General features: G+C 51.2%; 11 protein-coding genes. 3 read left to right on the forward strand and 8 right to left on the reverse strand.

Translation table 11 applies throughout. From position 1 onward, the window contains the following. On the reverse strand, positions 1-1,487 hold a 1,487-nt coding region (locus tag AB7E65_RS08540), incomplete at its 3' end, for a diguanylate cyclase domain-containing protein (RefSeq protein ID WP_428745651.1). Positions 1,488-1,719: 232 nt separating this feature from the next. On the opposite strand from AB7E65_RS08540, the gene yhbY reads away from it, so the two are divergent. Further along, on the forward strand, positions 1,720-2,019 hold the full coding sequence (yhbY, locus tag AB7E65_RS08545; RefSeq protein WP_428745652.1) for a ribosome assembly RNA-binding protein YhbY: 300 nt from the start codon (positions 1,720-1,722) through the stop codon (positions 2,017-2,019). Positions 2,020-2,266: 247 nt separating this feature from the next. On the opposite strand, the gene AB7E65_RS08550 is transcribed toward yhbY, so the two are convergent. Continuing rightward, the gene (locus AB7E65_RS08550) at positions 2,267-3,403 is read right to left on the reverse strand and encodes a deoxyguanosinetriphosphate triphosphohydrolase (RefSeq protein ID WP_428745653.1); all 1,137 of its coding nucleotides are present in this window, start codon (positions 3,401-3,403) and stop codon (positions 2,267-2,269) included. Between the two features lie 188 nt (positions 3,404-3,591). Here AB7E65_RS08550 and AB7E65_RS08555 point away from each other — a divergent pair, with 188 nt between their 5' ends. Then, positions 3,592-4,488, forward strand: coding sequence for an AEC family transporter (locus tag AB7E65_RS08555; RefSeq protein ID WP_428745654.1), 897 nt, complete (start codon positions 3,592-3,594; stop codon positions 4,486-4,488). Between the two features lie 136 nt (positions 4,489-4,624). Here the strand turns inward: AB7E65_RS08555 and glnA are convergent, their stop codons facing one another. After that, complete coding sequence (gene glnA, locus AB7E65_RS08560) at positions 4,625-6,034, reverse strand: type I glutamate--ammonia ligase (protein ID WP_040200351.1); 1,410 nt, start codon at positions 6,032-6,034, stop codon at positions 4,625-4,627. 133 nt (positions 6,035-6,167) lie between these two features. After that, a complete protein-coding gene (locus tag AB7E65_RS08565) occupies positions 6,168-6,506 on the reverse strand; it encodes a P-II family nitrogen regulator (RefSeq protein ID WP_040200349.1) in 339 nt (112 codons plus the stop codon). A gap of 443 nt (positions 6,507-6,949) precedes the next feature. On the opposite strand from AB7E65_RS08565, the gene AB7E65_RS08570 reads away from it, so the two are divergent. Continuing rightward, positions 6,950-8,614: a hybrid sensor histidine kinase/response regulator gene (locus AB7E65_RS08570; protein ID WP_428745655.1), complete on the forward strand. Its 1,665-nt coding sequence runs from the start codon at positions 6,950-6,952 to the stop codon at positions 8,612-8,614. Positions 8,615-8,755: 141 nt separating this feature from the next. Here the strand turns inward: AB7E65_RS08570 and AB7E65_RS08575 are convergent, their stop codons facing one another. The 4 genes from AB7E65_RS08575 to AB7E65_RS08590 form a co-directional block, all read right to left on the reverse strand. Further along, positions 8,756-9,157, reverse strand: coding sequence for an oxidoreductase (locus tag AB7E65_RS08575; RefSeq protein ID WP_428745656.1), 402 nt, complete (start codon positions 9,155-9,157; stop codon positions 8,756-8,758). A 94-nt stretch (positions 9,158-9,251) separates the two neighbouring features. Further along, a complete protein-coding gene (locus AB7E65_RS08580) occupies positions 9,252-10,526 on the reverse strand; it encodes a 4Fe-4S dicluster domain-containing protein (RefSeq protein WP_428745657.1) in 1,275 nt (424 codons plus the stop codon). Between the two features lie 521 nt (positions 10,527-11,047). Further along, complete coding sequence (locus AB7E65_RS08585) at positions 11,048-11,620, reverse strand: PEP-CTERM sorting domain-containing protein (RefSeq protein WP_428745658.1); 573 nt, start codon at positions 11,618-11,620, stop codon at positions 11,048-11,050. 309 nt (positions 11,621-11,929) lie between these two features. Continuing rightward, positions 11,930-12,868 (reverse strand): 1-phosphofructokinase family hexose kinase, encoded by a 939-nt coding sequence (locus AB7E65_RS08590; protein ID WP_428745659.1) that lies wholly within the window; start codon positions 12,866-12,868, stop codon positions 11,930-11,932. Positions 12,869-13,067: the final 199 nt, after the last annotated feature.

Genomic DNA, 13,067 nt, shown 5'->3' on the forward strand with positions numbered 1-13,067 from the left:
TCCAGAATCCATTCGCCGAGGGGATCGATCAGCCCCGTCTCTTCAGCTTTGGGAATAAAATCCGAGGGAGAGTATTGAGAACGCCCGCCTTGTTTCCAACAGACCAGTGCCTCCATCCCTTCAATCACACCATTATCCAGACGACATTGAGGTTGATAGAGAAGCAGAAACTCCTCGCGTTCCATAGCTCGAAAAAGTCGGTTTTCCAGAACCATCGACTGAAAGGAAACCTTCCCCATCTCAGCGCTGTAGAGTTGATAATTATTACGCCCAAGCGCTTTGGCGCGACTCACGGCGACATCCGCATTGCGCAGCAGCATCTTGGAGTCACGACCATCATCGGGCGCAATCGCGACCCCCACGCTGACCGTGACATAGAGATCATGGCCGGCAATAGGAAAGGGAGCCCGAAACGCATCCAAGATATTTTTCAGCCATGTCTGCAAATCGTCCAATGAACCGAAATCCTGAAGTAGCAACGCGAATTCATCCCCTTTCAGATGGGAAAGAAAACCGTTGGCCGGCATCATTGTCTTCAAGCGGGACGCCACATCACAAAGGACTCGATTACTCTGGTCAACGCCAAGGGCGCGCGAAATCGTCTTAAAACGATCGAAATCAAGATACATCAGAGCCAAACGCTGGTCGGAATTTTCTATCTGGTGAAGCGCTTCGTCAAGTTGTTCGCTGAAACGCTGCTGATTGGGCAGACCGGTCAGAGGATCGAAAAAAGCGAGTTGGCTTATTCTTTCTTCACTTAAACGTCGCTCCAACTCAGATGCGGCGCGCGAGGCAAAAATGCGCATCATTGATTCACCTGCGGCTCTGTCGGGAAAAGGACCACGGTTCATGACGACCATCACCCCCAGGGTGCGTTGCTGGGCGTCAACCAGAGGCATAGCCAGGCAACTCTGCATTCCCATCTTCGAAAACGGGTGATCTTTCGGCAACTGGCCGCGTACATCGAAGGGGCAATAGCAGATTTCGTTCTGACGCAGGCGCTCGCATGGCGTATTCTCGAGATTGAATCTGAACTTCTGGAATGAATCATCGTCATAGGCCATGGCGATGGTTTCCAGGGATGATAAATTGTCCTGATCGGCAGCTGCAACCAGAACACAGTCCGCCTTGAGGACATCTTGCAGGTGTTCGGCCAGGAGATGGAAAAATTTAGCTCCCGTCTGTGCGGAAACGGCCTCGGAGACCATGAGCAGGCGCCCTTCAGATGTCTGCAGTGCACGCAGATAGCGCCAGATGAGAAAAAAGAGCAGAACAGATGAAACCAGAACGAACAGAAGGCCTTTATACGTCTGGAACCGACTCAGGACGAGAGGGTCATCGAAACGATACGATAGAAATTGATCGGAAAAGAATATCCAGAACAGAGAAATGATCAGATAGAGCAGAACGATTTTGAGCGCCACCTGCCGGCTGGTTGGCGGCAGATGCTGCATCCGTATCTGTGAACGCAAACAGTTTAACCCCATGGGCGAACCCCTTGAAAAGCAACCCGTTGTGTTCTGTCATGTCGACAGATCGAATACGAACTGACAACATGAAATTTAAAACCTCGAGAAGGATCGAGTGTTCCATATAGCTGGTTTAAGTTTATCTTGTACACAAGGGCCGTCAAATGGATTGATATTATGCTTGGCAAGCGGCCAGTGACCATGATAGTTTCCCCGAACTCTGAACCAGAACGAGGAGGAAGGAAAAAAAATGGCAGGACCGAAACTGACAGGAAAACAGGCACGATATCTGCGTTCTCTGGGGCATCACCTGAATGTGGCCGCCATGGTCGGGAAAGATGGGGTCAATGACAACCTGGTCGAGTCCGTAGAAGAGAGTCTCGTTGCGCACGAATTGGTCAAAATTAAACTTCAGCGTGGTTGTCCTCTCGACCGTCACGAAATCGCGGACCAGCTGGCGCACAAAACCGGAGCTGCGGTCGCGCAGATCCTCGGTCAGACCATTCTGCTCTACCGCCCCGGCGACAAAAGGGAAATAACCCTCCGCTGATTCTCCCCTCACAAAACGGACGACCCTGGACCAAAACACAAAAAAACCTTCTATCTTAGAAACTCAAGTCCGTTTTATACCTGCTTGTGTGCAGGCCCGCCCCCTCAGGGCAGGACATCGCAGCAATTCCAGCCGCCAAAGATGGTGCATTCGCAAAAACCCGGAAGATGGCTAAGCAAAATGGCGAGCGCGCCGGAAAGCGGAAAAATATCATTGTGAGCTGCCGCATACAATCAAAATATACGAATCATACGGGTTCATAGGGCTCCATGAGACGGCGGTATTCATCAAAGGCATACCGATCGGTCATTCCGGCAATGTAATCGCAAATGACACGCCGGGTCCCATATTTTTCAAATTTATGCTGCTGTTCCAGCGGAAGCAGGTTGTTGTTTTCGGCATAGATATCAAAAAGGAAGGTCAAAATGCGTTCGACCTTGACCCGCATGCGCTCGACCTTGTGGTGACGATAGAGGTATTTGTATAAGAATTGCTTGAGTTCAAGGTTCTTTTTTGCGACTTCCGGGCTGAAGGATACGATGTTTTCAGGCTGACAGCGAACCTCTTTCACGGATTTAATCCCCCGTTCGGAAAGTTTGGCCAGGGTATGTTCCACCAGGTCTTGAATCAGAGTCCCGATCAGGTGGCTGATCGTCTGATAGATATGCCTTTCCCGATCGATACGGGGAAATTTGCCGGCGACAGTCTCCCATGTTTCGCGCCACAGATCGACGTGGGAAAGATCGGACAGCTGGATATATCCGGCCTTAAGACCATCGTCGATGTCATGATTGTTGTAGGCAATCTCGTCGGCGGGATCGATGATCTGCGCCTCAAGAGCGGGTCGTTCCCGGGGGGCGTATTCTTCCTCGACGCCCTGAGCCGAAAAATCCTCTCGATTTGAATGCTTGATAATCCCCTCGCGTGTCTCCCAACTCAAGTTCAGACCATTGAAGTCAGGGTAGCGTTCTTCAAGAATCTCGACAATGCGCAGCGATTGCCGATTATGCTCAAAGCCACCGGCATTCATCATCTTTCGGTTCAAAACATCTTCCCCGGCATGCCCGAAAGGTGTGTGGCCAAGATCATGCGCCAAAGCAAGGGCCTCCACCAGATCTTCATTGAGATGAAGCCGGCGGGCAATGCCGCGGCTGATCTGAGCGACCTCCAGCGAGTGTGTCAGTCGGGTGCGATAATAATCGCCCTCATGGTTGACGAATACCTGGGTTTTATATTCCAGTCGCCGAAAGGCGGCACAATGGATGATGCGGTCGCGGTCACGCTCAAAGGGGGGGCGATCGTCCTTGAAAGGTTCAAAGTGGCGTCGTCCACGGCTCTCACTGCCGTGCGCCGCGTAAGGAGCCAGATCGGGGCGTTCCGTCATCACGATATCCTCACTGGTTGAAATAGGGCTGAAAGGGAGTAAACCTCTCAATTATCGCATACGGAAACAAAGCAGGCCAGATGTAAGATGGCGTCCGGCTTGAAAGGCGTTGTTCGTCAAACGCAGCGCGTGCTAACCTGCTGCACGACAGAGTCATATACCATTCAAAACAGGCTAATGAGGTTGGAATGCTTTTCGTTCAGGTGGTGCTGCCGGTATTTTTGATCGTGTGTGCCGGGATCGTTCTGGAAAAAACGGCGCGTCTTGATTTTCGCACCCTGACCATCAGTTCGCTTTATGTATTCTGCCCGGCCCTCGTTTTCTCCGCCCTGATGAAACGGGAATTCGAGTTGACTCTGGCGGGCGACCTGTTTCTGTTCATGGTCCTATATACGGCCGCCCTCTATGGTTTTTCCTGGCTGATAGCCCGCATGGCCGGATTCGACCGGGAAAGTCGAAGCGCGCTGCTTCTGACCACGGTCATGATGAATGTCGGCAACTTCGGTCTGCCACTGACCTACTTCGCCTTCGGCGAAGCGGCGCTGGAAGTCAGCGTGCTGACCTTTGTCCTGTTCAACATCCCCCTGGGAACCCTGGCCATCGTCATCGCTCAGGGGTCTAAAGGCTCGCTCTCCACCGCCCTGCTCAACATGGCGAAAATACCCATCTTTCACGGGGTCGTACTGGCGTTTTTATTCAAGATGCTTCAATGGGTCCCGCCGACATTTGTGCTGCGCCCCATCGATCTCGTTGGACAGGCCGCAATCCCTGTCATGCTGCTGATGCTCGGGATGCAGCTGGCGCGAACCCGATGGCAGAATCGGGTCGGATTTCTGTCGCTGGCCACCCTCACCCGCCTGGCTGCCAGCCCGCTGCTGGCCTGGGGACTCACCGCACTCCTGGACATCAAGGGGTTGGCTCGATCCGTCGTCATATTGCAGACGAGCACCCCATCGGCAGTCCTGCCCCTGCTCTACGCGTTGCGCTTCGGCGTACGGCCGGACCTGGTAGCGGGCACCATCCTGACGACAACACTGGTGAGTGCAGGGACATTGACCCTTCTGCTCTACCTGCTTACCCCGTAATGACAGGGACTGAAGTTCTAGGAGGCTGTCGGACAGTTAACCCGGGTTAAGCATGAAAAGCAGAAAGCCCCCGATTCATGACAGGTCGGGGGCTTTCTGCTTTTTATTTATTCGCGGATATCAACTGCAGCGAAACTCAGCAGTCGTAGTAAAGCGCGAACTCCATCGGGGTCGGACGCATACGCACCGGGTTGACCTCCGCCTCGGTTTTGTAGTTGATCCACATATCGATCACGTCTTCAGTAAAGACATCTCCCTTGAGCAGAAATTCGTGATCATCCCGCAAGGAATCAAGGGCTTCCTGCAGGGTTCCGGCAACATTGGGAATATCCTTGAGTTCTTCGGGAGAAAGACCATAGATGTCCTTGTCAAGGGGATCGCCCGGATCGATTTTATTTTCGATGCCGTCGAGCCCGGCCATGAGCAGTGCAGAGAAGGCAAGGTAGCCGTTGCACGACGGATCGGGAGTGCGATATTCCACCCGCTTCGATTTCGGGTTGCTGGTGGAGGGGATGCGCAGTGAAGCCGAGCGGTTGCGATTGGAATACGCAAGGTTGACCGGAGCTTCAAAGCCAGGCACCAGGCGCTTGTAGCTGATGGTGGTCGGATTGGTAAAGGCGCAAAGTGCTTTGGCGTGCTTCATGATCCCGCCGATGTACCAAAGGGCTTCTTTGGACAATCCGCCATAGCCGTCTCCACAGAAAAGATTCTTGCCGTCTTTCCAGATCGATTGGTGACAATGCATGCCGGAGCCGTTATCGTTGTAAATGGGTTTCGGCATAAAAGTCACGGTTTTCCCGTTTCTCAAGGCAACATTCTTGATAATGTACTTAAACCACTGAAGGGTGTCGCCCATACGCAGAAGAGAATCAAAGCGCATGTCGATTTCGGCCTGGCCGGCAGTCGCAACCTCGTGATGAGACGCCTCTATACGAATGCCGACGCTCTGCAGAACCTGGACCATTTCGTTGCGCAGGTCGATCATGGAGTCGGTCGGTGCGCAGGGGAAGTAGCCTTCTTTATGGCGCGGCTTGTATCCAAGGTTGGGAAATTCTTCCCGCCCGGTGTTCCAGATGCCTTCAACCGAATCGACAGCGTAAAACGATTCGTTGGAGGTGTTTGCATAGCGGACATCGTCAAATATGAAAAATTCAGGTTCAGGGCCAAAGAAAGCGGTATCTCCGATGCCGGTGGATTTAAGATAGGCTTCGGCTTTCTGCGCAATAAAACGCGGGTCGCGGCTGTAACCTTCACGGGTAAAAGGATCAATGATGTTGCAGATAAGGCTCAAAGTCGGCACTTCGGGAAAAGGATCGATTTTCGCAGTGGTCGGATCAGGCATCAGCAGCATATCGCTGTTGTGAATCGGCTGCCAGCCCCGAATTGAAGAGCCGTCAAACCCCAGGCCTTCCTCGAAAACCTCTTCATCGAATTCGCTGACGGGAGTGGTAAAATGCTGCCAGATCCCCACGAAATCGAGGAATTTATAATCGACCATTCCGCAGTTATTCTCTTTTGCAAATTCGACTACTTCTTGTGGGGTCATACATATCTCCTTTAAATCAGCGTAGTGCTGCTGCCTTTATCCGCACCAGGCGGATAAAAAAATCTCGAATGAACCGCCGGTCCCTGTGAAAGGCGGCCCAAAAATAAAAGATCAGCAAAAACTGTGCAGGCGATCAGAGCGCGTCGTCGCCGGACTCTCCCGTACGAATACGCACAACTTCATCAACCGGCGTCACAAAAATTTTGCCATCACCAATGCGACCTGTGCGGGCAGCCTCTGCAATGGATTCAACCACTTTGGAGACCAGGTCGTCGCGCACAATGATCTCCATCTTGATTTTTGGAATGAAGTCGACCACATACTCGGCGCCCCGGTAGAGTTCAGTATGCCCTTTCTGACGCCCGAAGCCCTTGACCTCGCTGACGGTAAGACCCTGAATGCCGATCTCGTTGAGGGCTTCTTTGACTTCATCGAGTTTAAAGGGCTTGATAATCGCTTCGACTTTTCGCATTTGTCTGACCTCCGGGGCAGTAAAATGAAAGGTTTTCGGTAATAAAAATTTAAAAATCAAATTATAACCACCGATTACCAGCCCATCAAGGGAATTGCCCCTTGCGCTGATGGCGGCTATTTACAAAAGCAAAGAAGTTGCCAATCTGGCAATATTTTCAGAAAAACTATATAAGTCTTTAAATTTAAAGGATCCTTTCCTTTTGGATAGCAGTCTTGAGAGGGAGGTGAAGTCGCGACCTGATGAAAATTAAGGCACCAAAGTCATGCCCGTGATTATTATCTCATCACCCTGAATTTTCTCCACAGAAGAATAATTCTTTGACCTGTTTTTATAAAACATTGTATAAAATCACCAGATTAAGATTAACCGACGATTTCCTTTGCCAACCCGTTTAACCCGGGTTAATGCTGTTTTCCTGGCATCATCCCCGCCGAGGTTTCATGGATCAGGCCCTTACCATCCTTGTCGTTGACGACAGCCCCACCCAGGTAGCGCTGCTGCAGGATGCCCTTGAACACAAAGGGTTTACCGTCGAAAAGGCGAAAGATGGGATGGAAGCCATTGCTAAAGTCTACCAGATCGAACCCGACCTTGTACTTTCAGACATCATTATGCCAGAGCTCAACGGCTATCATCTGTGCCGAGTTCTTAAAAACGATCCTGTGACCGCTCAAATCCCAGTGGTTTTACTCACCAACCTCACCGAGCAGCATGATCGGTTCTGGGGGAAAAATGCCGGGGCGGATCTCTACCTGGAAAAAACCTCGGACATACCCCGTATCGCTGATGCCGTCGAAAATATGCTCGATAGTCGCACTCCCGGGCTGCGCAAACATGCGCGGGCCGTCGACACCCTGAACAAGGATGATATCCAGGCGCGCATCACGGATATCCTGGACCGGCTCCTGTACGAGTCCACGATTTCAAATGAAATTCTTAAATTCACCAGTTCGACCCATGACACGGAACTTCTCAGCGAAAATCTCCTCCGTTTTCTGGGCGACATCTGTCGTCATGACGCAGCCGGCCTTCTGCTGCGGCAGGGGCGCGACAAACTGACTCTGGCATTTTCCATCAATCAACCCATGCCGGCCGGTTTTATTGCCGCAGCTCGTGATATGATGATCCGGCAGATTCCGTCTGCAAACACGTATCATGAAGGAATAAATGGACTTTTTATTTTCCCGGAAAATCCGCCACTGAAGGAGGATCTCTCTGAAGAATTTCATACCTTCCACACCCTGCCGATCCGACAGGGTGATGAGACATTCGGATTGATATGCCTGTTCAACAGAAAAGAGCGCGCATTGACGGAAGGCATTGCCCATGCCCTCGGCCTGGTTGCCGACCGTTTCGAAATTGTGGCGCGATACATCAACAAACTCAATGAGATCGAGGAGATCAAAGCCGATTTCATCTCCATGCTGGTGCATGACCTGCGCTCTCCCCTGACCAGTATTCGCGGCTTTTCCGAAGTTCTGTCTCAGGAAGTGCTCGGTTCCGTAAATGAGGACCAGAAGAGCGCGCTGTGCAATATTCAGAGTGGATCGAACCGACTTCTTTCACTTATCGAGGACATCCTTCACCTCTCAAAACTCGAGGCCGGCAAAATGACCCTGACTCCCCTGCCGGTCTCCATCAGAGAAATTGCGCAGGAGACCTCCCGGGAACTCGCCGCACTCTTTATGGAGAAAAATCTCTCGGTCAACCTGCAGATTGAGGACGATCTCCCCATCATCAATGCAGACGGACAGCAACTGGGCCGTGTTCTGACCAACCTGCTGACCAATGCAGCCAAATTCAGCCCTCGCGACGGATGCATACGCCTGCTGGCCTACCGGTATAAAACAACAGTTCGGGTCGATGTCGAAGATCACGGTCCCGGCATACCCCCACAGCAACAGAAAGGGTTGTTCGGGCGATATCAGCAGATCGATTCCGGAGAGCCGAAAAGTCGCAAAGGCACAGGTCTCGGTCTGGCTATCTGCAAAGAGATCGTCCGCCTGCACCAGGGCAGCATCTGGGTCGAAAGCCCAATTGATGATGATACCGGCAGCCGCTTTTCTTTCACCCTGCCCCTGCCTGATGAAACATCCCCTTCCTGAGCCTCCCCTGTAGATTGTCCCTGTATAAAGGCTCCCTGTTCATTTTCACCTCGGATTTGTTGTATTTTCGCACACTTCAACATAGGACAAGGAGGGCGTAGATGCAAGGGAGAAGCTTTGGGCTTTGGGGATGGTGGGTAATCAGCGGGCAAGAAACAGTTCCAGCAAGGTGCTTTTCTGCCCGGCGAGAATTTTCTCCACTTCTTCACGGGCAATAGAGCGGTCCCAGCCGGCCTCAACCAACTGATCGAGAACCGCCTGAAACCGGGTGCGGCGCCGCATACCGACTTCGGATTCGTCGCGGCGGTCCTGGAACATGGCCAGCAGCGTCGACCCACAGCGGCAGTTGCGGTAAAGGCCGAGGAAACTCAGGCTCGGTTCTTCATAGCGGCGTAGTCCTGAGCAATGGAATAATCGCCTTGTTTTGTGCAGATAATCATCAACAGAATGGAAGACCTGGCCACAACGACCGCAGACCTTGGGAAACATTTCCTCGTTCAGAGCCACCAGTCCTTCATAGATTTGTCTGCGCGACCCGGGCATGACGCCCCCCTTTTAATATATCGAGAAGATGCAGGTTGATTATTGTTAATTGTAGTTAACTTTTTAGATTTGTCACGACTTTTTTAAGAATTTTTTAAAAATCGAATTTTCTGCATAACTGCTCCAGGTATCGGGAGCCGAGTTGGCTCGAAGCAAGGCTACGCTTGACCGGGGGCATGCGGAGCACAGCACCCAGAAGAGCCGCCAACGCCCTATGGCTCCACAACACCTGGTTGTCGAATATAATGTGCTCGAGCGTTCCCCGCTCAATCGCCATCTTGACGGTTTTGTGAACGGAATTGACTGGAGTAATGACGCGCTGCGGCCGCGGCTTCATGCGCAGGGCCTGCAGATGACACACCCGGACACAGACGCCACATCCCAGACAGAGCTCCTCATCGATGACCGCCTGACGCCGACCCGATCCATCATCTTTTTCCGTCTCCAGATTGATTACCCGCGCAGGGCATACCGGCAGACAGCGCCCGCAGCCGGAACAATTGTCGGCCGCCTCGGCAATGTAATTGCTGGTATGAATGGGATGCTGGTGGCCGAAACGCTGATGGGCGATCATCGCCTCGCAGCAGCAGGGGCAGCAGTTGCAGATGAAATTGACGCCGCTCTGGACGTTTTCAGCGAACTGAGCCAGATTCTGCTCCCAGGCTTTGTGCAGAAGTTCTTTGCATTCAGTTATTTCAACACGGTGCACATGCCCGTGACGGATCAACGAAGACGCCACGGTGTTGAAGGTCATGCAGATATCCATCTCCGCACTGCAGGCAAGCCCCTGATGGGCGCGCTTGTGCCGACAGTAACAGAGACCGATTCCGACAGCGGTGGCCGATTCGATCATGTGTGTCGCGCGTTCATAGTCAAGGACATGCAGGTCATTTTTTGAGGCGAGCACGTCCTCGCCTACCAACACCCGTCCCAGCTGCGTTTCACCGTCGACGAACAAAGCCTTGATGAAATCGTCCTCGACTGTTATGTACTGCTCGAACAGTTCGGCAAGCAGTTTCTGATCCAGGTCATCCCGCACCCGCATCATGGTGAATTCAAAGAATCCGGCCATGGGCGGTGGAAGAACATAGTGCATTCGCCCTTTCTGCTCAATATCGACCAGCAATGCCCGGGAAGAGAGTTCCCGCAGAATACGCTCAGCCTCTCCCACTGACTTTCCCCACGCCTTTGCAGCTTTTGCAGCGGTAAATGGCCGCAGCGGAAGAGCGGCGACCAGCACAGCTTCCCTTTCGCTGAAAAGAATGGATAGAATGCGGGTCAGTAGCTCAGAGGGTGGCGCCCCCTGGGGGAAGCGGTTCAGGCGCTGCGTCAAATGGTGGTAGGAGTTGCGGGCGGTCAGGTGGGCCATTAAACGGTCTCTTTCGCCAGGTCAGCCAAAGGGGTAAGCTAAATTTGTCGTTCGTTACACAAAAGCCTCTCATCATCTCTCACGGCTGGTCCGAAACCGATCAGGCTTGAAATGACTGCAGGAATCAAAGCTGATGGCGTCGCAAAAACTCACCAACTGCTGCGTTGCTGCAATTGTTCTCGCTGCTTCGACGTACCTAAGTACGCCTCATTGCTCGACAATCGCGCGCCTTGCATTTGGCGCTTTTTGCTTAGCCATCGACATTGATGCTTTTTTGCGAAAGCATCAAAGCTGCATCCCTGAAAACTGCAATCATGGAGCGGGGAGAATCTGATGTTTCAGGAGGCATTAAAACTTCCCTTTCCTACGGGGTAGATTCAAATTGCAAGTGTACCACTTCGGGGACACAGATATATTTGTAAAATAATCTTTATCAAAAATAAGAAAAGACTCAAGAACCCACAAAGACTTTCTGTAGCATCTTGAGCCTTTTCATGGCATCAGTATTTCTGTATTTTTAACTATTTATTCTTTCTTTTTCTTCCTAAAAACAAAGCAATGCTTCCTATTCCAAAAATAAGAAAAGAAGAGGGCTCCGGAACGGCAGAGGGTGCTTGTTGCCCTGCAACATACTCTAAATTAAATTCAGAAATTGAAAAATCGTCCAAACCCCAATAAGAACTGACTTCTCCAATATTGAAAACTATCTCATTCTCTCCATAATTCAGTAAAGAATTCTCTCCTGAATATGTCTTACTCCCACTGCCATTGGGCAGAGGACTAAACGCATATTCATTTAATACAAAATAATTATCTGCATTGTTATCGTCACCTTCATATTGAATAAAAATATTAAAAACTGAATTTGGTTCAGGAAAATTTAAAAGATTAAATTTTCTAACAACAGAAAATAAATGCTGTGATTCTATATAATTATCTTTATTATTGTCATTGTCTCCAAATTCAAGAGATCCATTATTGTTAGTATCAAAAATTTCAATAAAGTCGACAGTTAAAGTTAAAGCTTGTACTTGGCTCGAACAAAAAAACACACAGAATGAAACAAAAATCAGTCCATAAAATTTTTTACTCATTTTCAGCCTCATTTCTATTAAAAAAACGTTAAACAAAAACACCGACAAATAACACACAACGACTGCAGAACAAAAATGGGATTGCATACGGAGTATGCACATTTAGTGCCTAAAGCATAAGATATTGTTTTAGTTATTATTTTCTTGACTTTTATTGGTTGTCATATGTTTTGAAGTGTAAAATTTTCCGACGGTACTGTTGTTAAAAACAACATTTTGACGGGAAAAATTACAAAACCCGCATGGAAGAAATGCGGATCAACAGCTCGGCAGGAGGAGCGCCCTGGGGAAGGCGGTTCAGGCGCTCCGTCAAACGGTCTCTTTCATCATGGTCTCAAACAAACGCTCGGCATCTTCCCGGCGACACAGCTCCGTTCCAGGTGTCATAACGGCGGCGGTTCCGGATGCGATTCCGAAAATGACGGCATCCCGGAGAGGCTTCCCTCTTGCCAGACTCAAGACGATGCCGGCCACCATGCTGTCGCCGGCCCCCACCTTGCTGACAATGGGCACGGTGGGCGGCAGGATATGTTCCGTGAACGACTCAGCAGCAACCAAAGCTCCAGCCGCCCCGAGAGAGATGACCACAACTTCGCAGCGGCCCTGTTTGACCAGATTCCGAGCCTGCGCCTTGATCCGATCCTCTTCGGTGACGTCTTCGCCGACCAATTCCCTGAATTCGCGGACATTGGGCTTGATCAGAAAAACGCCCTCCTTGAGAGCCTCCTCCAGAGCCTTTCCGGCGACATCGACAATTGTTTTTGCGCCGCTTTTTTTGCCGGTGCGCGCCAACTGAGCGTAAAAATCGACTGGAACGCCCGGTGGCAGACTGCCGCTGGCCACCAGATAATCGGGAGATGGTTCAATCCTTTCAATTTCCTCGAGAAACTGTCGCCATTCGTCCTTTTGCAAATGAGGCCCCGGCATCCCAAATCGATACTGCAGCCCGGTCTCTTCCTCCAGAACCACGAGACTCTCGCGAACCGCGCCCGCTATCGGAAGCGGGCGGTGAAAAAGATCTTCTTTGTCGAGAAGTCCCTGCAGCCTCTGCCCCGTCAATCCCCCCGCCGGATAAAGGAGTTCAGAATCCCCGCCGAGCTTTTTTATGGCACGGCAGACATTCACCCCTCCTCCGCCAGCCTCGAAACGTGGCGGCTTGCAATAAAGCTTTCGTTCAGGGACGACATGCGCGACGCTGGAACTCTTGTCGATCGCTGGATTCATGGTCAGGCTGACGATATTTTTCATTCCTCCCCCTTTTTCGGCAACTCAGCGCTCCTGTGAATTTCTGTCAGGCAAGGAATCTCAGATCCGCTCCAGTATTGATGGCGTCGCAAAAACTCACCAACTGCTGCGTTGCTGCAATTGCTCTCACTGCTTCGACGTACGTAAGTACGCCTCATTGCTCGACAATCGCGCGCCTTGCATTTGGCGCTTTTTGCTTAGC

The organism is Syntrophotalea sp., from assembly GCF_050253115.1.
Lineage (GTDB): Bacteria > Desulfobacterota > Desulfuromonadia > Desulfuromonadales > Syntrophotaleaceae > Syntrophotalea > Syntrophotalea acetylenica.